A 22012-nucleotide genomic window follows, 5' to 3' on the forward strand; every position below is an offset into this window, starting at 1 on the left:
TATTGGAAAATTAAGGAAATTTTGCAATGACTTGTAGGTAGGCTTATGGCCTAACCTACAATTTATAGGATGTGATTTATGAATTTTGCTTTAATATTAGTTATATTATCATTTATCAGCGGGTTAATTTACCTATTAGATATCGTCTTTTGGGCTAAAAAACGTACTCCTGATCAAAAGCCAAATAAGATTATTGAATACGCACGCTCGTTCTTCCCAGTATTTTTTGTAGTGTTGATTCTACGTTCTTTCCTTATTGAACCATTTCGTATTCCTTCCGGATCATTAGAACCAACATTATTAGTAGGGGATTTTGTTGCTGTAAATAAATTTGCTTATGGTTTTAAATTACCTGTTATAGAAAAAAAGATAGTGTCGGTTGCTGATCCTAAAACAGGTGAGGTAGCTGTATTTCGTTGGCCGCCCGATCCTTCTTATGATTACATTAAACGAGTTATTGGTGTTCCCGGTGATCGAATTAGTTATCACAACAAGGTATTGACTATTAATGGTAAAGAGGCAAAGCAAACTTTTATTGAATATACTATTGATGAAAGCTCAGGTAAGCCTGTATCGAAATACACAGAAGATTTAAATGGGGTGGTACATAATGTTTTTGTCCGCACGGATGTTCCTGCAACAGACTTTGACATCGTAGTTCCTGAAGGAAGTTATTTTATGATGGGCGATAACCGAGACGACAGCGCAGACAGTCGTTTCTGGGGCTTTGTTCCTAGTTCTTATTTTAGAGGGAAAGCCTTTTTAGTCTGGATGAGCTGGGACAGTAAAACGGGTACAGTGCGTTGGTCTAACATAGGTAAAATGATTCATTAAGAGGTATAGCCGGTAGTGAAAATTAATTTAGAAAGATTATGCAGGCGTTTAAATTATCAATTTAGCAACCAAGCTTATTTGAAGCAGGCATTGACACATTGTAGTGTTGGTAGTGACAACTATGAACGTTTTGAGTTTTTAGGCGATTCTATTTTAAGCTTTGTGATTGCTAATGAGTTATTCCATCGCTTTCCACAACAAAGTGAAGGGCAGCTCAGTCGTTTGCGCTCTTTTTTGGTTCGCGGTGATATGTTGGTTGAAATTGCCCGTGAACTGGATTTAGGCGATTATCTCTATTTAGGTCAAGGCGAATTAAAAAGCGGTGGATTTCGCCGCGCTTCTATTCTTTCTGATGCCTTAGAAGCGGTCTTTGCAGCCATCTTTTTTGATGGTGGTGTGGATGCTGCTAAAGAGGTGATTTTACAGCTATATAAGTCTCGGCTCGAAGATCCTAATTTGAACGATTGTTTAAAAGATTCCAAAACCCAACTTCAAGAATACCTGCAAGCTGAAAAATTGGCGCTTCCTGAATATGTTTTGACGAAAGTTGAAGGGGAAGAGCATGATCAAATATTTTATGTGGCGTGTACTGTTGATAAGGCAAAGCAAATAACCCATGGTCAAGGTCCAAACCGCCGCAAGGCAGAGCAAATAGCCGCAAAACTGATGCTGGAGCAATTGAAATCCAGAGCTAAGTAAGGTTCGGGCCCATGGCCCTGACCTACGCACGTCTAGATGCAACCAAGAGCGCAATCAGGCTACATTATTATAAATATCGTTCACGAATATGCGTTAAATAATGCTGCGGATTAAGTTCTTCACCGGTTGCCTGGCGTAATAACTCCTGATAAGGCAATAACCTGGCTTTTTGATGGATATTCTCTCTTAACCACAGTAATAAAGCTTTAAAATCACCTTGCGCAATCTGTTGTTTAATATTAGGAATTGCTCTTTTTACTGATGAAAATAACTGTGCCGCAATTAATGCTCCTAAGGTATAAGCAGGGAAGTAGCCAAAAATTCCTGAAGGCCAGTGTACATCCTGCATAACTCCATTTGTATCATTATCTTTAGTTGATAGACCTAGATACCTTTGCATATAGCAATCCCATATCTCAGGCAAATCATCAATCGTAATATCACCAGCGAATAACTGCTGTTCTATTTCATAGCGTAGGATGATATGTAAAGGATAAGTCACTTCATCGGCATCAACACGAATAAAATCAGGCTTCACTTGGGTATAATGATAAAACAGATTTTCTTCAGTAAGATTTTGTGTCTCGCCAAAATAATCTTTCGTCAAAGGCATTAAGAAACCCATAAATTCTAAGCTGCGACAAATTTGCATTTCCATAAATAAGGATTGGCTTTCATGCACCGCCATACCCAAGGAATGTCCAACCGGTTGAGTCAGCCACTCTTTTAACAATCCTTGCTCATACAAGGCATGTCCAGTTTCATGAGTAATTGCCATAAGTGAAGAGAGGAATTCCTGTTCTTTATAGCGTGTGGTGATGCGAACATCAGTAGAAATTCCACCACAGAAGGGATGATGACTTAAATCCAATCGGCCATGATTAAAATCAAAACCTAAGCGAGACATAATTTCCATACCTAACTGCTTTTGCTTCTCGAACGCAAAATTACCCTGAATGGGTTTTATATTACGAGATTTTTGCTTTTCCATAATTTTAGGAATCAAAATCGGTAATTCTTGCTTCAACGAATTAAATATAGGCGTAATGGTGGCGCAATCTAAGCCAGGGGAGTATTCATCAATTAATACATCTATAGGCGATTTAGCAAACAGTTGTGATTTGATTTCGGCGATGGTTTTCACCCTATCAAATAATTTTTTTAAATAGGGTTGAAAGGTTTTCCAATCATTCTTGGCTCGTAATTCCCTCCATGCCTGAGAGCAAATTAATGATTTATTAGTAACTTCTTCCACGAGCAATGAGGGGATGCAGGTTGCCTGTTGGTATTGTTTTTCAATCCAATAAACATTCCTATGTTGCCAGGGAGTGAGTTCTAAGTCCTGGCATTGTTTAAGCCATTCACCGACTTTTTTATCGGTTAACCAATCATGCTGTATGGCGCTTAAGGTTGCTAATGCTTCTGCACGTGCTGGGCCGCCGCCAACAGGCATCATAGCTGCTTCATCCCAAGAAACAATCGCTGCAAGATTTTCAAAATCGTAGTATTTTTTAAAATGCTGCTCTAATTTTTGGTAAGCATTCATTGCTAGTTCCTTCTGAGGACTATAAATCTTCCAACGTCCCACTAATTTCCAACCATTCCTCTTCAACCTGAGCCAATGAAGAATGAGCCTGTTCACGTTTTTGCACTAATTGATTTAACTTATTTTGTTGAGTGCTGTCTTCATAAAGACTAGCATCACCAAGTTGAATATCCAATTTTTCTAGTTCTCCATGGTATTGTTCAATCATTTGCTCTAATTTTTTTAAACGATTTTGTAATAGCTTTTTTTCTTTATAATCACTTGCAGGACTAGAAGTGGTATTGGTGTTTTCTTTCACCGCATCTTTAGATTGTAACCAAGTATAATAATCATCTAAGTCGCCATTAAAAGGCTGTACTTTATTTTGATAAACCAAGTAGAAATTATCTACTGTGGTTTTGAGCATATGTCGATCATGCGAGATGAGTATCAACGCTCCTTCATAACTTTGTAGTGCCAATTCGATGGCTGAGCGCATTCCTAAATCCAAATGGTTGGTGGGTTCGTCAAGCAATAATAAGTTGGGTTTAAGCCAAACTAATTTTGCTAGAGCCAAACGCGCTTTTTCTCCACCAGAAAAATGGTGAATAGGTTGCACCGCCATATCACCCATGAAATTAAAACCGCCTAAGAAATCCCGGATACTTTGCTCACGCGTTTCTGGAGATAAGGCTTGGATCGTTTCTACAGGGCTTAATTTACAGTCCAATTGCTCCAACTGATGTTGTGCATAATAGCCGATCTGTAAATGGGCGGAGCGATGAATCGTCCCATTTAAAACGGGTAAAGAACCCGTCAACGTCTTAATTAAGGTAGACTTACCTTCACCGTTGGGACCTAATAGGGCGATCCGATCTCCCGGACTAAGAGATAGATTGATTTTCTTTAGTATCGGAGCTTGCCTTGCATAACCGGCATCCACTTGATTGCATTGGATCAAGGGATTATCTGCACGAGGGCAGGGGAAAAAATCAAAAGAAAATGGCGAGTCTGCTTGAGCGGCAGCAATAACCTCCATACGTTCTATAGCCTTGATACGACCTTGTGCTTGCTTCGCTTTCGTTGCTTTTGCTTTGAAACGGGTGACAAAACTCATCATATGGTTAATCTTGGTCTGTTGTTTCTCATACATTGCTTGCTGTAAGGCCAATTGTTGGGCATGGGTTTTTTCGAAGCAACTGTAATCACCGCCATAAAGTGTCAGACTTTGCTTTTCAATATGAAGAATATGGGTAACAAAGGCATCCAGAAATTCTCTATCGTGAGAAATCAGAATAATCGTGCTTGGGCTTTGCTTTAAAAAGCGCTCAAGCCAAAAAATAGCCTCCATATCTAAATGGTTGGTTGGCTCATCCAGTAATAGCAAATCAGCGGGTTTCATGAGGCAACGCGCTAGGCTCAGACGCATCCGCCATCCACCTGAAAAACTGTTTACGGAAGCATTTTGTTCCTCACTACTAAACCCTAAGCCAGACATAATCGCTGCTGCTTGTGCGGGTTTACTATACCCCCCTGAGTGACTTAACTCTTCATGACAGACAACTACCTCCACATGATTTTCCTCTTTTTCCGCCTTTTCCAAACGATGTAATAATTTGATGTATTCTTCATCACCACTAACTACAAAATCCAGCGCCTTTTCATTGCTTTCAGGTAATTGCTGCGATAAGTGACTAATCCGCAGATGAGGATTAATTAAATAGTCCCCCGTATCTGCAATAAGCTTACCTAAGAAAAAATCAAATAAGGTCGATTTACCGCAGCCGTTATGGCCGATAAGACCTATTTTTTGTTTTTCATAAAGAGTGACGCAGGCTTTGTCGAGCAATACTTTATTGCCACGTGATAAGGTGATTTGGCGTAGGGTTAGCATTTTTAATTATTAGCAACAAGAGAAGAGGAAGAATTCTATCATATATATAAGAATATATAGCCTAATAAAATGAAAAGAAGAATGTAATTTTACGTAGTGATATAGCCATACGCTGTGTGCTTCAGGTTCATTTCTGAGGGAATAATAAAAAGAAAAATCATTTGCAAATTATAAAAACTCCGCTAATGCGCAAGCAGTTACTTTCGCGCCTGACAAAAATTATTCCTTTCGTATGCAGCAACCTACGACATTAAATCCTGTAGAGCTTTAGCTTGGAGCGAATGATAAGGCAGCAACGGATCATCCTTTCATTCAAACTACTATTTTAGACAGTCATATTAAAAATAGGGACTATTCTAAGGCTGCTGCTCAACCTTATCCACTTAAGAATTTACAAGTCAAAATGAACATTTCGCCTGAAATTGTAAGTGCCGAAGCCGCCAATTCTAACGCAGTTCAGAATTCTTCAGTCGATACAGGATCGATTATTTTATTTCTCGCTGAACGATAGCGCTCTTGCTTTTCAATATCGATATAACGATCCGTAGTTGCACTTGAGCTATGGCCGGCATCGTCACGCACGTGTTCACGAGGACGGATTTTTACATCTTCTGATATTCCGGTATGCCTCAACCAGTGCACTGTTGCAGCGGCTAGGTTATCTGCCTCTTCGCGTTGGCCCTTCATACGAAGTTCTTCCCCTGCCAAATCAAAACAATGTTGAATGATGCGGCGGATGGGAGCGGTATCACTCATTGGGCCATTACCTCTGATTTTGGGAATCAGCGGTGAGTTATCCGCAGGTGAGGGCAGTGGGGTTAAGCCAAGAAAACTACGCCAGCGTATTAAGCTATCAAGCATGGCGTCACTGACGGCAACTTGACGTTCTTTATTCCCTTTTCCTACAGTGGTAAACCACCAATGTCCATTACTGTCTTTCGCGAAGTCATTCATACTGGGAATCCAACGGTCATTTGCTGCCAGTTCGGAGATACGTAAGTACATCCCGAAGAGCATACTTAACATAAAGCGGGTGCGCTCATGTTTTTCGGGTGATTCTTCAGCCAATGTTTCTGCGGCATTAAGTACCGCACTCCATTGATCAATACTTAGGCGACGAATAGGAGTGTTTTGTTGACGTTTACGAATGAACTTACTTTTTTGACGAATCAGTGCTACAGGATTTGAGACTAAATATTCTTCTGCAATTAAAAAATTAAATAAGGTACTTAATATAGCAAATATCTCTTGAGTAGCACCTTGAGATAGACTGAATTGCTCTATTTCAGGTTTGTGCCCATTTTTTATCGCGGCTTTACTCAGTGTAACCACAAATGGGCGCCATTCTTCATTGGGAATACGTTGCCCGGCTTTTTCTATAAAGCGGGGAACCTTTTTTAAGCTTATCCAGCTTTTAGGAGGGTTTTGACAAAAGCGAATGTATTGTTCGACATCATCTCGTTTTAATTCAGTAAGGGGAGTACCTTTTATATGCCATGACCATTGCAACAAACGTTCAGCCTCGCGGCGGTAACTATTAAATGTTCCTTGGCTACCGGTATAGCTTTTTAAGAAGTTTAAGGTGTAATGAAAATCATTTTGAAATTGTGGATCGGGTAATACCGCATTTTCATGGTTCTTATGTAAATGGTTTAAAGTATCAAAAAGAGGAAGCAACTTGAATTTCATGGTGTTTTAAATGAAATAAATAATGAAGCAATGCTATCTGAAAAACTATTAAGATGTAACTCTCTATTCATGCTTGGACCGTAATTCTTGGCAATAGGGTAGGTCTTTATGTAAATTAAAGACCAGTTGAGAATTGATTTATACAATATGGCCACGTAAGGTTCATGTAATTTAAAATATTTAAAAAAATGTGAAATTAGGTATTGACCTTAGTCGTTTAGGTTAGTACTATGTCCGCACTGTCCTCGGGACGGGTTAGTCGGGGTATAGCGCAGTCTGGTAGCGCGCCTGCTTTGGGAGCAGGATGTCGGGAGTTCGAATCTCTCTACCCCGACCAAATTAAGCGCCCGTAGCTCATCTGGATAGAGCATCGGCCTTCTAAGCCGAGGGTAGCAGGTTCGAATCCTGCCGGGCGTGCCAGCCCATAGTAACACCTGATGGCATTTTATACTAAGTTATGGTGAGCGTAGCTCAGTTGGTAGAGCCCCGGGTTGTGATCCCGGTTGTCGTGGGTTCGAGTCCCATCGTTCACCCCATGTGATGAAAACTAAGGTTTTTCGCTAAAGATTCATCTGAGTCTTTACAAGACCGAATTACTGATTGATAATCCAACCTGATTGCGAAAGTGGCGGAATTGGTAGACGCACTGGATTTAGGTTCCAGCGGGGTGACCCGTGAGAGTTCGAGTCTCTCCTTTCGCACCATTTCATTATAAAAATCCAAGAGGTGAATTGATGCAAGTTTCTGTTGAGACCCTAAACGGTTTGGAGCGCAAGGTAACTATTTCTGTGCCTACAGCGAAAGTTGAGGAAGAAGTAAGTTTGCGGCTCAAAGATCTGGCTCATAAAGTTAAAGTTGATGGTTTCCGTCCTGGCAAAGTACCTATGCACATCGTTACCAGCCGTTACTCAGATAGCGTTCGCCAAGAAGTTGCTAGAGAAATGGTTCAGTCAACCCTATTCGAAGCATTACAACAAAATGAATTAATTCCTGCAGGCTACCCATACATCGAGCCTGAAGAAATAGAAAAAGGTAAAGATTTTAAATACACGGCTACGTTTGAAGTAATGCCAGTGTTTGAAGTTGCTGAATTAAATCAAGCAACTGTTGAATTAGCTCGTTCAGAAGTTACTGACAAAGATCTCGAAGAGATGTTAGATAAACTACGTGAGCAAAACAAAGAATGGCATGAAGTTTCACGTGCTGTTAAAAAAGGCGATAAAGTTGTTATCGACTTCCAAGGTTTCTTAGATGACAAATTATTCGATGGCGGTAGTGCAGAAGGTCACGAATTAGTTATTGGTTCTGGCGCGATGATTCCAGGTTTCGAAGATGGAATTACTGGTGGTAAGAAAGATAAGCCTTTCGACATCAAAGTTACTTTCCCAGAAGATTATGGCCACAACGAATTAGCGGGCAAAGAAGCTGTATTCAAAATTACTGTTCATAACATTATGGAAGGCAAACTACCTGAACTTAATGATGCTTTTGCTGAAAAGTTTAACATTAAGGAAGGTGGTGTTGACGCTCTGAAGAAAGACATCAAAGAAAACATGACTCGTGAGTTAGAGCGTCGTGTTAGCATGATGAACAGAGAGAAATTATTTGATAAACTAATGGAAGTTAATGCTATTGATTTACCATTAGCGTTAATCGACAAAGAAATCGAACACTTGAAACATGATATGTATCACCGTCTATTTGGCCATGAACATCATGAAAATGAAACGATTCCTGATTTCCCAAGAGAATTGTTTGAAGAACAAGCTAAACGCCGTGTTCATCTTGGTTTACTATTCTCTGAATATGTTAAGAAACATCAAATCGTCGCAGACAAAGATAAAGTGAATGCAATGATTGAGAAATTTGCTGGTGCTTACGAAAATCCTGATGAATTACGTGCTTGGTACCAAAGCAGCAAAGAACATCTTGCTGAAATTGAAGCATTAGTCATGGAAGAAGTAGTTGCTGATAAAATAGCAGCTGATGCTAAGATTAAGCATGAATCTATGGATTATGATTCAGTGATGAATCCTAAAAAGGCTGAGAATACAAAAGGAGAGTAATTATATGTCGGGATATTCAGATAACATAATTCGCAATGCCAGTGGATTGGTGCCAATGGTTATTGAACAGACTTCACGTGGTGAACGTTCTTATGACATTTACTCACGATTATTGAAAGAACGTATTATCTTTCTATTGGGTGAAGTTGAAGATCATATGGCTAATTTAGTGGTTGCTCAATTGCTCTTCCTTGAGTCTGAAAACCCTGAAAAAGACATTTCTCTCTACATTAATTCTCCTGGTGGTGTGGTAACAGCTGGTTTAGCGATTTACGACACCATGCAGTTTATTAAGCCTGATGTCAGTACTTTATGTATCGGTCAAGCCGCAAGTGCTGCGGCTTTACTGCTTTGTGCTGGTGCTGATGGCAAGAGATTCTGTCTACCAAATTCACGTGTAATGATTCACCAACCTTTAGGTGGGTATCGAGGTCAGGCAACTGATATTGAAATTCATGCTCGTGAAACCTTAGCCGTAAGAGAACGCTTAAACAACATTATGGCGCAGCACACTAAAAAGACTCCAGATCAAATTATGCGTGATACAGAGCGTGATAATTTTATGAGTGCTACGCAAGCAGCTGAATATGGCCTCATCGATAAAGTACTTTACGATAGAGAAATAACAAATAATTCAGCAGAGCAGTTGTAATTCTCACTTGTTGCCCCAATATGCAGTGAGATCTCTTGATTTAAGCTGTTTTAATCAAGCTTTAAACCAGAGACTGATGTGCCATTGCGGGGCTCAAAATAAATTAGTTCTTAATTTGTAGTGGCATATCTTTTTCTGATTGACTAATATTTTACATGTGTTACCTATTTCCCGGTAATGGCTGTAAGAAGGGGTTGGATATGAGTAAATCCAGTAATGGAAGTGGTGATAAGGTTCTATATTGTTCTTTTTGTGGAAAAAGCCAGCATGAAGTGAAAAAATTAATTGCTGGTCCTTCTGTATTTGTGTGTGATGAATGCGTTGAATTATGCAACGATATTATTCGTGAAGAAATACACGAAGCTCATGAAGAAGCTGAAGTACGCTTGCCCTCACCAAAAGAGATTGCAAAATTCCTTGATGAATATGTCATCGGACAGCCTCATGCCAAAAAAGTGTTGTCTGTTGCCGTGTATAATCATTACAAGCGATTGCAGCATAAAAGCGAAGATGGCGTTGAACTTGGAAAAAGTAATATCTTATTGATTGGTCCAACGGGTAGCGGCAAAACTCTTCTAGCGCAAACATTGGCTCGAATTTTGAATGTTCCTTTTGCTATAGCTGATGCAACAACGCTAACCGAAGCAGGATATGTCGGTGAAGACGTTGAAAATATTATTCAAAAGTTATTGCAGAAATGCGATTACGATGTTGATAAAGCTCAGCAGGGTATTGTTTACATTGATGAAATTGATAAGATTTCCCGTAAATCAGATAATCCATCAATCACCCGAGATGTTTCTGGTGAGGGCGTACAACAAGCCTTATTAAAATTGATTGAAGGAACAATTGCTTCTGTTCCACCTCAAGGTGGACGTAAACATCCGCAACAAGAATTCTTGCAAGTAGATACTTCAAATATTCTATTTATTTGTGGTGGAGCATTTGCTGGTTTGGATAGAGTAATCAGAGAACGTAGCGATAAGTCAGGTATAGGCTTTTCAGCACAACTGAAAAACAAAAAAGATTCTAACATTGAAGTATCGAAGGTATTGAACCAGTTAGAATCTGATGACTTGATTAAGTATGGATTGATTCCTGAGTTTGTAGGTAGATTACCTGTAATAACTACACTACAAGAACTGGATCAAGCTGCGCTTATTGATATTCTTACTAATCCCAAGAATGCACTTACTAAACAATTCCAGTCACTTTTCAAAATGGAAGAAGTTGAACTAGAATTTAGAGATGAGGCTTTGGTTGCGATTGCGAAGAAAGCACTAGAAAGAAAAATGGGTGCTCGCGGTTTACGTGCGATACTTGAAAATATTCTTTTAGACACCATGTATGAATTACCTTCTCTTGAAGGAGTAAATAAAGTTGTAATTGACGAGGGAGCCGTAAACAATTCGTCAAAGCCTATACTTATTTATGAACATGATGAGATGAAGAGTGCCGCAGGTGGTAAGGAATAGCTAATTAATTTTGCGACTATTCTATGTTAGTCTCTGCGCCTTTATCCAGTTACTGGTTCAGAGACTTAAAAGATGTTGAATAGTCGTACATGCATTTTTATTCAATCAATTAAGTCTTTTAAACAAGTAGCTGATAGGGTGCTTGAATCTAATTTTGTTAAGTTGTCATATTAATTTCCCCATTCTTATTAAGTACTTTGTTCATTTCCTCAAATACCGTTATACTCAGTTAAAGAGCAGTAAAAATTTGTTGTAAAATTATAACTATAGCTTTTGTTTGAATAAGGGTTCGTTATGTCTATTGAAAATAAAGTGACGCCTAATGAGACTGAAAATTTGTCTATGATTCCAGTGCTGCCTCTGCGGGATGTGGTGGTTTATCCTCATATGGTTATTCCCCTTTTTGTTGGTCGAGGAAAATCAATTAAAGCCCTTGAAGCCGCTATGGTTGATAGCAAGAAAATTTTTTTAGTCGCGCAAAAAAAATCATCTAATGATGATCCATCTCCAGAAGATATTTACCAAGTAGGTACTTTATCAAGCGTTTTGCAATTGCTTAAGTTACCTGATGGTACAGTAAAAGTTCTGGTAGAAGGCGAGCAACGTGCGCGAGTTAAAGGATATAGTCAGGAAAAAGGTTACCTGGAAGCTTCTTTGGAAGTTATGGATGAGGTAAATGTTGCCGTACAAGAGCCTGAAGTTGGCATATTAATGCGTTCTTTAATGTCGCAATTTGAACAGTACATTAAATTGAACAAAAAAATTCCTCCAGAGGTATTATCTCCTTTAGCTGGAATAGAGGAGCCAGGTCGTCTGGCAGATACTATTGCGGCACATTTAACTTTGAAAGTTGATGATAAACAAGAATTATTAGAAACCTTAGATGTTGGCACGCGTCTTGAACGTTTAATGTCCTCCATTGAAACTGAAATTGACTTATTACACGTTGAAAAACGAGTGCGTGGTCGTGTAAAACGCCAAATGGAAAAAAGTCAGCGCGAGTATTACCTGAATGAACAAATGAAAGCCATTCAAAAAGAATTGGGTGAACTTGGCGAAGAAGGTAATGAAATTGAGCAGTTGGAAAAATCCATTGATAAAGCAGGTATGCCTAAAGAAGCTAAAGAAAAGGCAATGGCTGAACTTCATAAATTAAAAATGATGTCACCCATGTCTGCTGAAGCAACAGTCATTCGTAATTACCTTGACTGGATGCTCATGGTTCCATGGAAAAAGAAAAATAAAATTCAATTTGATTTACTTAAAGCAGAAAAATTATTGGATAAAGAACATCACGGTTTAGAACGCGTGAAAGAACGTATTATTGAATATCTGGCAGTTCAGCAACGAGTAAAACGTCTGAAAGGACCTATTTTATGTTTAGTTGGACCTCCAGGGGTGGGTAAAACTTCTTTAGGACAATCGATTGCTAATGCAACAGGTCGTACGTTCATTCGTATCGCTTTAGGTGGTGTGCGTGATGAAGCGGAAATTCGTGGTCATCGTAGAACCTATATTGGATCAATGCCTGGGAAAATAATTCAAAAACTATGTAAGGCTGGAGTGAAAAATCCCTTAATCATGCTTGATGAGGTGGATAAGATGGCTATGGACTTCCGTGGCGATCCGGCTTCTGCATTACTTGAAGTATTAGATCCAGAGCAAAACCATACATTTAGCGATCATTATCTTGAAGTTGATTATGATTTAAGTGATGTAATGTTTATTGCAACGGCAAATTCATTGGAAATTCCTGCACCTTTATTAGATAGAATGGAAGTCATTCGTCTAGCAGGTTATACCGAAGATGAAAAAGTCAGTATTTCAGAACAGTATTTAGTACCCAAGCAGATTAATCTTAATGGTTTAAGTAACGATGAGATTCATATTAGTGAAGGGGCTATTCGCGAAATCATCCGTCACTACACTCGTGAAGCGGGTGTTCGTAATTTGGAACGAGATATTGCGAGTGTTTGCCGAAAGGTTGTAAAAGAGATTTTATCAAACAAGAAAAAAATTAAGCGATTAACTGTTACTGTAAATAATATTGAAAAATATTTAGGTGTGAAGAAGTACAGATATGGTCTTGCTGAAGAGTTTGATCAAATTGGCCAAGTAACTGGTTTAGCTTGGACGAGCGTAGGTGGTGAATTGCTGACTATTGAATCTTCCATGATGTCTGGTAAAGGTAAGGTGATTCATACGGGACAACTGGGCGAAGTAATGCAAGAATCAATACATGCTGCGATGACTGTTGTGCGCAGCCGCGCTAAAAAGCTACAGCTTGCTGATGATATCTTTGAAAAGAATGACTTCCACGTGCATGTTCCTGAAGGAGCAACACCGAAGGATGGTCCAAGTGCTGGTATTGGTATGTGTACCGTATTAGTCTCTGTAGTTACGCAAATTCCTGTTAAGGCTGATGTGGCCATGACAGGGGAAATTACCTTACGTGGACAAGTATTGCCTATCGGCGGACTAAAAGAGAAGTTATTAGCTGCTCATCGAGGTGGAATTAAGCATGTCATTATCCCCGAAGAGAATGTAAAAGACCTGGAAGAGATACCAGATAATGTGTTGCGTAAGCTAAGAATCCACCCTGTGAAGACCATTGAGCAGGTGTTAGAGCTGGCTTTACAACGCAGTCCTTGGTTAGATAGTCCGGATAATGTACAATCTGCCGTTTTGGCGGGTAAAAAATCAAAAAAAAATAAAAATAATGATTTACATACCCATTAATTAAGGGTATATTTCCTCTCGTGGCCCGCTACTGGCGGGCGTTGCAAGGATGTAACTACTTGACTGGTTAATTTGATTAAGTTTAAGTTGGATTAGCTTGAGTATGGAAGATTAACTGTATAGGGGAAGCAATGAATAAGAGCGAATTAGTTGATGCTTTAGCAAGTGGTTCAGGTTTAACTAAGGCAGATGCAAGCAGAGTGCTTGAAACATTTACTAGCACTATTACTGATGCCTTAAAGAGTGGCGATCAGGTGGTAATACCTGGGTTCGGTTCATTCTCTACTGGTAACCGTTCTGCACGTACTGGCAGAAACCCACAGACTGGGAAGATCATTGAGATCAAAGCGTCAAGAGTAGCTAAATTTAAAGCAGGAAAAAACCTGAAAGAAGCGGTTCAAGAAGCTTAAAGATTTGGGGTGCTTAGCTCAGCTGGGAGAGCATCGCCCTTACAAGGCGAGGGTCGTAGGTTCGATCCCTACAGCACCCACCATATTGGAGCGGTAGTTCAGTTGGTTAGAATACCGGCCTGTCACGCCGGGGGTCGCGGGTTCGAGCCCCGTCCGCTCCGCCATATTATTAAAACGCGCTCCACGGCGCGTTTTTTATTATAAGTGAGAGCACCAAGTTTTATGCAGAGCATAAATTGGTGAGTAGTAAAGCGAAATTCATAACGATTTCGGGTGCTTAGCTCAGCTGGGAGAGCATCGCCCTTACAAGGCGAGGGTCGTAGGTTCGATCCCTACAGCACCCACCATATTGGAGCGGTAGTTCAGTTGGTTAGAATACCGGCCTGTCACGCCGGGGGTCGCGGGTTCGAGCCCCGTCCGCTCCGCCAATATCCTAAAAAATGTCTTCATAACGGAAGGCATAAATCAAAAAGATAAAAAATAACGTAGATCTGGTTGCTTGCAACCAGACTACGTTTATTTATACAAAAAAATTACACATAGCGCGTATTAGCGCAGCGTAATACGAGCCAAATGTGTCACAAGATCCCGTATCGTCTGATACAGGCTACAATTTAGCATAACCACTTTTACGCTAATTCATCTTGCCTTTGATTGTAATTTGCACTGATTGTGCACCGCATGATTTATTGCAAAAGGCATCAATTATGATTTTCATTGTTTTTTAAAAGCGAATCTTAGGCTCCATTATTTGTAAAATTTAGCGTTTTTTGTTTAGATTTTTGTCCGATTAGGTTACAATCGCACTTCATTAAAACTTTGTTAATACTAAATGGATCTCGGGAAATGTTGCAGAAGTTAAATGAGCGCATACAAGGTGTTGTTGCTTGGCTAGTTGTCGTTTTAATCGGCCTTACGTTTACTCTTTTTGGAGTTGATTACTATTTTCAATCGCATCAAACCTCAAATGCGAAGGTGATGGTTAATGGTGAATCCTTAACTTATCAAGCCTTTGAAACAAATTACAGACGTGCACGCGGAATGCAAGATGTGGCACATATAACTGCTGAAGATGACAAAAAATTACAAAGCCAAGTCCTGGATCAAATGGTGGCTAATGAAGTTATGGTGCAAGCTGCCCGTAAAAATGGTTTTGACGTTAGTGCCAATCAAGCGAATGCTGCCATACTAAGTATTCCACAATTTCAGGAAGATGGTCATTTCTCTGCTGAAAAATATCAACAGGCACTCAGCGCGGCTTTATTTACTCAATCAAGCTTTCAAAATGAAGTAAGCCAAGGTATGTTGTTGAACCAACAGCGATTTGCTTTTATCGGTACTTCATTCGCACTACCAGATGAAGTTGAGCGTTTCATTCGCTTATACATGCAAAATAGAGATTATGACTATCTAGTTGTTCCTGCTTCGCATTTTGAAAAGCAAATTAATGTTTCTTCTGATGCGGTTGCTGAATATTACAAGCAACATAAAAAAGAGTTTATGGCTCCTGAGCAAGTAAGCTTGGAATATGTAACCTTGTCTATGAATGATATTAAGAAGCAAGTAAAAATATCAAATGACGATGTAAGCCGTTTTTATAATGAAAATCAAAACAACTACTTAACTCCAGCACAATGGCACGTTGCTCACATTTTGTTTGCAATTCCTGAAGGTGTTTCTAAAGATGAGCTGGACCAAATTCAGAAAAAGGCTGACGATGCGTATGCAGTGTTGCAAAACGATCCTGAGCAATTCGATAAGCTCGTTGTTTCAGAATCTGATGATAAGCTTTCTGTAGCTGATAAAGGCGAGCTTCCTTGGATTACTGCAGGGCAAAATGATTACGATAAAGTTTTATCTAATTTAACAAAGGCAGGAGAAATATCAGCTCCAGCGCAAACCAAACACGGTTTAGAAATTTTTAAATTAATTGCTTACAAACCGGTAACAATCAAACCTTTATCAGAAGTTAAGACAACAATTAAAGAGCAATTGATGACTGAAATGGCTCAAGCTAAATATGCACAAGCTTTGGAGCAATTGTCTGACTTAAGCTATCAATCACCCGATTCTTTGAAGCCTGTTTCGGAGGCGCTGAAATTAAAAATTGAAACGACTCAGCCTTTCTCTCGTGCTGGTGACCAGGATAACTTAACTAAGAATCCACAAGTAATTAATGCAGCATTCAGCCATGATGTATTAGAGCTAAGTAATAATAGCGAGCCTATTCAATTAGATAATGACTCAGTTATTGTTGCACGTGTTAGTGAACATACGTCTGAAAAGGAACAATCATTAGACGAAGTGCAGAAGCAAATTCAAACTACATTAACAAAACAGGGTGCCCAAGCCAAAGCTAAAATGCTGGGAATGAGCTTGCAAAACCCGGTTGATAAAAAGAATGAAGAAATTCTAAGTTCCAATAAACTATCTTGGATTACGGTAGAACAAGCCGCTCGAGACAGTGATAAAGCCGATCCTCAAATTAATGAATTGGCATTCAACTTATTACGACCAGAAAGCCGCGATGGTGCTGTATTGCCTAATGGTGATTATGTTGTTGTAAGACTAAAGCACATTAATGATGGAAAATTAAGTACTTTAGATAAAGAACAACAGGAAAGCCTCATTCAACAGATCGAAGCTAGTTATGGCATGATGGATTATGATTTATATGCAAAAAGTTTAATTAATCAAGCCCAAATTGAAAGGCATTAGTACGAGTTCTATTTAATTTTGACTGGTATGTAACATGAAAAGGGGCTGAAATTCAGCCCCAGTCAAAAGCAAGGACTGCTGAAATGGGATGCAATAAAATGCAAGAAAAACCTAAGTTAAATGGGATTAGTGCTACTTAATTTTAGGAGTAGCTATGACAAATATACGTAAATTTACTGATCATAATTTGATGCTATTTTATGGCAATGTCTTACAGCATTATAAGGATTATCTAAGTCGAAACGATGTGCCAAAGGACGTAACATCAATTTATAATGAAATGTTTCTTGCAGTACAATATTCCCTTGAATCACCTCATGGTAATCTTTACCATTTTGCTCCTGTCGAAAAAGCTAAAGTGTACAAATACTTTAATGCTATTTTTTATGCCTTACCTGTTTATAAAGATCTTTCTGAACAAGAGCAAAAAAATTTTAAACCGGAACTACCCAAGTTTGACGTTAAAATTCAATTTGTATATAACGATTATAATCGTTACAACTGTCATGACTCCTTTTTATTTGATTGGATGTTGCTAAGTTCAATTACTCATGATTGTCACGGTCATCACTCATTTCCTCATGGCGGATTTCCACATGGTGGATTGCCTGGTCACCATGGTCATGGTGGATGTTGTGTTGATACTGATTCGGAGACACTGGCTGCATTGGCATTATTGCTTATGGCGGCAGTTGCTGCTGTATTAGCCAGCATTGCTGTATATTATATGCTTAATCAATTTTTAGAAGGTGCAGAACGTTTTTACTACAATGAAGGTTGGTTAAGAGCTGCCTTAGTAATGGCTAATTCTATTGCATTTGGCGCGGGCTCTTCTATTCTTACCTTAGCATTTGCTGCCGCTCCTTTAACAAGTTTGGCAATTATGGCTGGCTTTAGCCCTGCCGCTGTGGTTGTAACTGGCGCAGTTCTGCTAAGTATTATGGGTGCTGGTATTGGTGCATTTGTAATGAATCTCTTATATAGTCCTTTGCAGAAAGATCAAAATGCTATGGATCCAAGGGATCCACTTCGTTTTAGGTTAACAGTTAATGAAGAATATAATTTAGCAAGTAATGGGATTGATCCATCTATGGTGAAATTAGCCATAGTTGCTCTTCGCGCTGAAATTGCGAAACATTTAAATAATAAAGATGCGGAAATCCCATCATTCTTTTCGCGTAAAGATAAGAGTATGGCTAAAGTTAATGAGTGTCTACAACAGGTTAGAGATCTACGTAGTGGAACTCTAACACGTCTTACTGTAGGTGATTTGTATTTTGATTGTCAGTTAAAGACTCAATATTATTTACCACCACAAGTATACGAATATATTCCTGAGGTAGAACAACGTTTTGTATCACTGCCACCACAATCTTATATGGAACAGCAGCCAAATCACATAATACAGCAGGGCTTTGATGCGAATCAGAACCTGTATGGAAAATATGAATCAGTGCAAGGTGGTTTAGAACCAACAGCTCCATCGATGGATGAATTTCCTCCTCAGTATCAAGGTACCACTAACACTCAGTTTGGATGCTACCAATAAGCCGTTCATGATATTAATTTAAGAGTAGGTTGGGCTTTTCGGCCCAGCCTATATCCTCTCTGTGTTTGTTTGAAAATCTTCCAATTTCCAAACGTCATATGCAGGTGTTTCATAAGGATGTGCTTTTTGTAAAGCCATGATTACTTCATGGATACAATCAGGAGCACAAATCATCTCAACTTTATTCGTTTCACCAATAAATGGTTCGCTTCCCTGTAAAGGCATAAACTGGCCTTCGCCTTGTACTTCCCATGAACAGTGGGAGTAATTGCCAATAGTACCTGCTCCTGCGTTAAAAACTGCTTCTTTAACACTATTTAAATGGGAGGCAGAGACAGAAACAAAGTTTATACATGAGCTAGATCTTCCTATATGTGAAAATAAGTATCGCCAGATTATTTGTAACTAATGGTGCTTACTTAAGTTATTTTATGTTAAATACTCTGCAGAATTACTGCGGTTTAATAACGCGTTAGTGGAGACCGTGGTCAAGCCACGGTAATTCGGGCATGCAAAATTTTTTTAAATCGCCAAACAACACCTACTTTAGTGTAAAGTAGGTGTTCCATTAAATAGTTCTATAGACGTCTCATCCTTCAAATAATGTATTTCTTTTCGTAAGACCATTGTCGGGCTAAATAAGGTTTCAGCTATCTTAGAGCTGAACACTATAGCAAATTGATAAATAATCTCATCGATTAACCGTTTAAATACATTACTCTGATTGGATTGAATTGTCTGCTTTATCTCTTTGTCGCGATAGCTATTTTTAACGTCATTGCAACAGGGTTCCCTTTTATGGATAAACCAACAACAGCTGGCAAGGTGCTTTTTTTTTCAGCAGAGGATTCTGGGCAAATTGTTCGTCATCGCTTGGGATGTATTTGCCAAGAAAAAAAGATAGATCCTGTTATGCTGGCGGAAAAGTTGCTTATTATTGATTCTACAGAAAATCCTGGGTTATATATTACGCAAAATAAAGATAAGATTCTAACGGTAGGATATGATGCTTTACTCAGCAGAAGTCTTGCTTATGGTGCTAGCTTTATTGTTATAGATAATGCGAGCGATACTTTTGATGCAAATGAAAATGAACGTGCGCGGGTACGTGAATTTATACGATTTTTAACACAGCTTGCTAAATTGCAGAATGCTGCTGTTTTGTTACTCGCCCATATTGATAAAGAATCGGCTAAATGGGCTTCTAAAGAAAGCTATAGTGGATCGACAGCATGGCACAATAGCGTACGATCTCGCTTATTTTTGAGTTTAGAAAAAGACTCTCCAATATTATCTTTAATGCACCAAAAGTCCAATTTTGGACAGTTGGCTACCTCAATAAATATGAGATGAGGCAAGTACGGGATTTTATATTTTTTTGATACTCCTAGTGTTGAAGTAGCTAGCCCTATTGTTTTAGGTCTTATAGAAAAATATTACAACTCCGGTGTTTATATTTCTTCTGGAACAACTTCCAATGCAAATCCATACAAAGTTCTGCATAACGATCTTGATTTTCCTCAGATTACTCGAAAGCAGCTTGAAGATATTATACAAAGTTTATTAGCTCAAAAAAAATTAATTATTGAAACATATCAATCGAAGTATCGAAAATCGAAGGAGCGATATCGAAGTGCGCTATCTGCACCAACTTCCGACATAACACTTGGCACAGATGCCAAAACTGTATTCCCCTGTAGTGCGCCATCTACTACAGGGGGTATGGGGGAGGAGCGCGCAGAATTTATTACCGAGGAATAGAGATGCACGGTTACATTAATTTGCTACAATTTCACTAAATTAAAATTTGAGGTTTGAGATGACGCATAACCAAAATGCCATCATTCATGATGGTGAATATAAGCAGTGGATTGCTGCATTGAAGGACAAAGTGAAGCAATCCCAATTAAAAGCAGCATTAGCGGTAAATCAGCAATTACTGATGTTTTACTGGGAACTTGGTACAGAGATTCTTGAAAAGCAAAAAAATACTACTTGGGGTGATAGATTTACTAAACAACTAAGCCGTGATCTGATGTCTGAATTTCCTGATATGAAAGGATTTTCTGAGCGTAATATCAAGTACATTCGACAGTGGGTAGTCTTTTGGTCTGGTGCATTTCAAATTGGGCAACAAGCTGTTGCCCAATTAACTCAAATACCCTGGGGACATAATTTAGTCATTATCAGTAAGTGCTCTAGCACAGATGAAGGCTTATATTATATATAAAAATACAGTAAGTTATTGATGGAGCCGTAGTGTATTAACACATCAAATTGAAAGCAAATTATGGCAACGAGAAGGCAAAGCACTCTCTAATTTTTCTAAAGCACTTCCTGCACCTCAATCTGATTTAGCTCACCAAACATTAAAAGACCCTTATGTGTTTGACTTTTTACGTTTAGCAAAAGACTATGATGAAAAAGAGCTAGAGTTAGGGCTTGTTGAGCACATTACTCAATTTCTTTTAGAATTGGGGGCGGGATTTGCCTATATTGGCAGGCAAGTACCACTCCAAGTAGGTGAGCGCGACTTTTTCATTGATTTGTTATTTTACCATACGCGATTACATTGCTACGTTGTCGTAGAACTAAAAAATGTGGATTTTGAACCAGAGCATATTGGTAAGTTAAATTTCTATATTAAGGTGGTTGATGCTCAGTTAAGAAGTAAGAATGATGAATCCACCATCGGGTTATTATTATGCAAAAGCCATGATAAATTTGTTGTGGAATATTCATTGAGTGATGTGCATAAACCAATAGGTGTATCAGAATACCAGATCACACAATCTTTGCCTGAAGAGTTTAAATCAAGCTTGCCTAGCGTCGAGGAAATAGAGGCTGAGCTGGGTAGAGATTCAAATGATGGTTAATAACCTGCATATTTGTGCAGTCTAAACAGGCGCGCGTCATGGGGTCTGGGTTATAATAAATAATCTGAAATCCCAGGAGGTGCTATGGCTTGTTTATACTTGGATAAACATTTTAATGTCCGTATTTCTCTTTGGGCTGATGAACCAAAAACCCCAAGGAAAGATCGTGGCCTATGCGGTGCTAAAACAAGGATGGGTACACCATGCAAAGCTCCTCCTGTATGGGATATAGTCGTTAGGCTATTAATGGGCGTTGTAAGTTACATGGTGGAAAATCTACAGGGCCACGGACAGAAGCAGGACGTGAAGCTATACGAAATAGTAACCGAAGAAGAAAAGCCAAACTAGAAATAGCCGCGAGTGCATAAGCGTTTGGCTATTAAAAAATTAATTATTATTATTATTATCAAGAGCATTCATTACCATTTTTCTAAACTGCAATGGATTTTTGATAAACGGTATGCTGGCTTTGTTGCCACCTGATCCATTAACAGTAATTTTGCCATATCTTAGGATTCGCCCAATAATACTCTGATCTACATTTAATGATTCAATTTGGTGACGAGGGATATCAATAGAAGATCTGCGAATAAAACCAACCTTACCAATTAGTTTTTTATTAGTAATAGCCAATTCCGTGGTGATAACATTAATAACTGCAAGAATGAAGAAAAAGATTCCAACAGCAGTTAAATCAAACTCAGTCGCATCAGAAATAAGAATTAATATAACGCCAATCGCAAAATACCCAAATTGACTTAGCCAACTTATCGTTGCTGTTTCTTGAACTTTCTCGCCTTTAATCTCACATTCCGCACCAAATAATCGATTAATTCCGAATTAGCTAACAGTATAATTTTTTACCACCAGTAAGTTGACTCACGTT

18 protein-coding genes and 8 tRNA genes are annotated in these 22012 nt (G+C 38.9%); 21 read left to right on the plus strand and 5 right to left on the minus strand.

Going from position 1 to position 22012, the window contains the following annotated elements:
* Positions 1–78 precede the first annotated feature (78 nt).
* Positions 79–834 (plus strand): signal peptidase I, encoded by a 756-nt coding sequence (gene lepB / locus ACQY7T_RS01480; RefSeq protein WP_428410960.1) that lies wholly within the window; start codon positions 79–81, stop codon positions 832–834.
* Positions 835–849: 15 nt separating this feature from the next.
* A complete protein-coding gene (gene rnc, locus ACQY7T_RS01485) occupies positions 850–1533 on the plus strand; it encodes a ribonuclease III (protein ID WP_428410961.1) in 684 nt (227 codons plus the stop codon).
* A 67-nt stretch (positions 1534–1600) separates the two neighbouring features.
* Here the strand turns inward: rnc and ACQY7T_RS01490 are convergent, their stop codons facing one another.
* From ACQY7T_RS01490 to ACQY7T_RS01500, 3 genes are all read right to left on the minus strand, one after another.
* Positions 1601–3079, minus strand: a complete 1479-nt coding sequence (locus tag ACQY7T_RS01490; RefSeq protein ID WP_428410962.1) for a carboxypeptidase M32 — start codon at positions 3077–3079, stop codon at positions 1601–1603.
* A 19-nt stretch (positions 3080–3098) separates the two neighbouring features.
* Positions 3099–4952 (minus strand): ABC-F family ATP-binding cassette domain-containing protein, encoded by a 1854-nt coding sequence (locus ACQY7T_RS01495; RefSeq protein ID WP_428410963.1) that lies wholly within the window; start codon positions 4950–4952, stop codon positions 3099–3101.
* Positions 4953–5408: 456 nt separating this feature from the next.
* Positions 5409–6641, minus strand: a complete 1233-nt coding sequence (locus ACQY7T_RS01500; protein WP_428410964.1) for a tyrosine-type recombinase/integrase — start codon at positions 6639–6641, stop codon at positions 5409–5411.
* Between the two features lie 260 nt (positions 6642–6901).
* Here ACQY7T_RS01500 and ACQY7T_RS01505 point away from each other — a divergent pair.
* The 15 genes from ACQY7T_RS01505 (at position 6902) to ACQY7T_RS01575 (ending at position 18250) form a co-directional block, all read left to right on the plus strand.
* Positions 6902–6978: transfer RNA gene (locus ACQY7T_RS01505), tRNA-Pro, on the plus strand.
* Positions 6979–6984: 6 nt separating this feature from the next.
* A tRNA-Arg gene (locus tag ACQY7T_RS01510) sits at positions 6985–7061 on the plus strand.
* Positions 7062–7101: 40 nt separating this feature from the next.
* Positions 7102–7177 (plus strand) — tRNA-His (locus ACQY7T_RS01515).
* 83 nt (positions 7178–7260) lie between these two features.
* Positions 7261–7345 (plus strand) — tRNA-Leu (locus ACQY7T_RS01520).
* A gap of 30 nt (positions 7346–7375) precedes the next feature.
* Positions 7376–8707, plus strand: coding sequence for a trigger factor (gene tig, locus ACQY7T_RS01525; protein WP_428410965.1), 1332 nt, complete (start codon positions 7376–7378; stop codon positions 8705–8707).
* Positions 8708–8711: 4 nt separating this feature from the next.
* Positions 8712–9359, plus strand: a complete 648-nt coding sequence (clpP, locus tag ACQY7T_RS01530) for an ATP-dependent Clp endopeptidase proteolytic subunit ClpP (protein ID WP_252579283.1) — start codon at positions 8712–8714, stop codon at positions 9357–9359.
* A 200-nt stretch (positions 9360–9559) separates the two neighbouring features.
* Positions 9560–10834 carry an ATP-dependent Clp protease ATP-binding subunit ClpX gene (clpX, locus tag ACQY7T_RS01535; RefSeq protein ID WP_428410966.1) on the plus strand — a complete coding sequence of 425 codons (1275 nt, stop codon included), beginning with the start codon at positions 9560–9562 and terminating at the stop codon, positions 10832–10834.
* 294 nt (positions 10835–11128) lie between these two features.
* Positions 11129–13573 (plus strand): endopeptidase La, encoded by a 2445-nt coding sequence (gene lon, locus ACQY7T_RS01540; protein ID WP_428410967.1) that lies wholly within the window; start codon positions 11129–11131, stop codon positions 13571–13573.
* A 131-nt stretch (positions 13574–13704) separates the two neighbouring features.
* Positions 13705–13983: an HU family DNA-binding protein gene (locus ACQY7T_RS01545; protein WP_058535483.1), complete on the plus strand. Its 279-nt coding sequence runs from the start codon at positions 13705–13707 to the stop codon at positions 13981–13983.
* Positions 13984–13990: 7 nt separating this feature from the next.
* A tRNA-Val gene (locus ACQY7T_RS01550) sits at positions 13991–14066 on the plus strand.
* A gap of 4 nt (positions 14067–14070) precedes the next feature.
* Positions 14071–14147, plus strand: a tRNA-Asp gene (locus tag ACQY7T_RS01555).
* Between the two features lie 107 nt (positions 14148–14254).
* A tRNA-Val gene (locus tag ACQY7T_RS01560) sits at positions 14255–14330 on the plus strand.
* A gap of 4 nt (positions 14331–14334) precedes the next feature.
* Positions 14335–14411, plus strand: a tRNA-Asp gene (locus ACQY7T_RS01565).
* 418 nt (positions 14412–14829) lie between these two features.
* Positions 14830–16701 carry a SurA N-terminal domain-containing protein gene (locus ACQY7T_RS01570; RefSeq protein ID WP_428410968.1) on the plus strand — a complete coding sequence of 624 codons (1872 nt, stop codon included), beginning with the start codon at positions 14830–14832 and terminating at the stop codon, positions 16699–16701.
* A gap of 154 nt (positions 16702–16855) precedes the next feature.
* Positions 16856–18250: a hypothetical protein gene (locus ACQY7T_RS01575; RefSeq protein WP_428410969.1), complete on the plus strand. Its 1395-nt coding sequence runs from the start codon at positions 16856–16858 to the stop codon at positions 18248–18250.
* A 48-nt stretch (positions 18251–18298) separates the two neighbouring features.
* On the opposite strand, the gene ACQY7T_RS01580 is transcribed toward ACQY7T_RS01575, so the two are convergent.
* Complete coding sequence (locus tag ACQY7T_RS01580; RefSeq protein ID WP_428410970.1) at positions 18299–18475, minus strand: hypothetical protein; 177 nt, start codon at positions 18473–18475, stop codon at positions 18299–18301.
* 504 nt (positions 18476–18979) lie between these two features.
* On the opposite strand from ACQY7T_RS01580, the gene ACQY7T_RS01585 reads away from it, so the two are divergent.
* The 4 genes from ACQY7T_RS01585 to ACQY7T_RS01600 all read left to right on the plus strand — a co-directional run bounded on the left by ACQY7T_RS01585 (position 18980) and on the right by ACQY7T_RS01600 (position 21494).
* The gene (locus tag ACQY7T_RS01585) at positions 18980–19603 is read left to right on the plus strand and encodes an AAA family ATPase (protein ID WP_428410971.1); all 624 of its coding nucleotides are present in this window, start codon (positions 18980–18982) and stop codon (positions 19601–19603) included.
* A gap of 466 nt (positions 19604–20069) precedes the next feature.
* Positions 20070–20480 carry a DUF1016 N-terminal domain-containing protein gene (locus tag ACQY7T_RS01590; RefSeq protein ID WP_428410972.1) on the plus strand — a complete coding sequence of 137 codons (411 nt, stop codon included), beginning with the start codon at positions 20070–20072 and terminating at the stop codon, positions 20478–20480.
* Positions 20481–20634: 154 nt separating this feature from the next.
* Entirely contained in the window at positions 20635–21126 is a 492-nt protein-coding gene (locus ACQY7T_RS01595; protein ID WP_428410973.1) for a PDDEXK nuclease domain-containing protein, read from the plus strand.
* A 242-nt stretch (positions 21127–21368) separates the two neighbouring features.
* Positions 21369–21494, plus strand: a complete 126-nt coding sequence (locus tag ACQY7T_RS01600) for an HGGxSTG domain-containing protein (protein ID WP_428410976.1) — start codon at positions 21369–21371, stop codon at positions 21492–21494.
* A gap of 19 nt (positions 21495–21513) precedes the next feature.
* Here the strand turns inward: ACQY7T_RS01600 and ACQY7T_RS01605 are convergent, their stop codons facing one another.
* Positions 21514–21759: a PH domain-containing protein gene (locus ACQY7T_RS01605; protein WP_428410974.1), complete on the minus strand. Its 246-nt coding sequence runs from the start codon at positions 21757–21759 to the stop codon at positions 21514–21516.
* Positions 21760–22012 lie beyond the last annotated feature (253 nt).

Source organism: Legionella sp., assembly GCF_965140895.1.
GTDB lineage: Bacteria > Pseudomonadota > Gammaproteobacteria > Legionellales > Legionellaceae > Legionella.

Bases quoted from the DNA above. Each gene is read 5' to 3' on its own strand.
- ACQY7T_RS01545 (WP_058535483.1), top strand. From the start codon at position 13,705: ATGAATAAGAGCGAATTAGTTGATGCTTTAGCAAGTGGTTCAGGTTTA.
- ACQY7T_RS01590 (WP_428410972.1), top strand. From the start codon at position 20,070: ATGACGCATAACCAAAATGCCATCATTCATGATGGTGAATATAAGCAG.
- clpX (WP_428410966.1), top strand. From the start codon at position 9,560: ATGAGTAAATCCAGTAATGGAAGTGGTGATAAGGTTCTATATTGTTCT.
- clpP (WP_252579283.1), top strand. From the start codon at position 8,712: ATGTCGGGATATTCAGATAACATAATTCGCAATGCCAGTGGATTGGTG.
- ACQY7T_RS01570 (WP_428410968.1), top strand. From the start codon at position 14,830: ATGTTGCAGAAGTTAAATGAGCGCATACAAGGTGTTGTTGCTTGGCTA.
- ACQY7T_RS01500 (WP_428410964.1), bottom strand. From the start codon at position 6,641: ATGAAATTCAAGTTGCTTCCTCTTTTTGATACTTTAAACCATTTACAT.
- lon (WP_428410967.1), top strand. From the start codon at position 11,129: ATGTCTATTGAAAATAAAGTGACGCCTAATGAGACTGAAAATTTGTCT.
- tig (WP_428410965.1), top strand. From the start codon at position 7,376: ATGCAAGTTTCTGTTGAGACCCTAAACGGTTTGGAGCGCAAGGTAACT.
- ACQY7T_RS01495 (WP_428410963.1), bottom strand. From the start codon at position 4,952: ATGCTAACCCTACGCCAAATCACCTTATCACGTGGCAATAAAGTATTG.
- ACQY7T_RS01580 (WP_428410970.1), bottom strand. From the start codon at position 18,475: ATGCCTTTACAGGGAAGCGAACCATTTATTGGTGAAACGAATAAAGTT.
- ACQY7T_RS01490 (WP_428410962.1), bottom strand. From the start codon at position 3,079: ATGAATGCTTACCAAAAATTAGAGCAGCATTTTAAAAAATACTACGAT.
- lepB (WP_428410960.1), top strand. From the start codon at position 79: ATGAATTTTGCTTTAATATTAGTTATATTATCATTTATCAGCGGGTTA.
- ACQY7T_RS01575 (WP_428410969.1), top strand. From the start codon at position 16,856: ATGACAAATATACGTAAATTTACTGATCATAATTTGATGCTATTTTAT.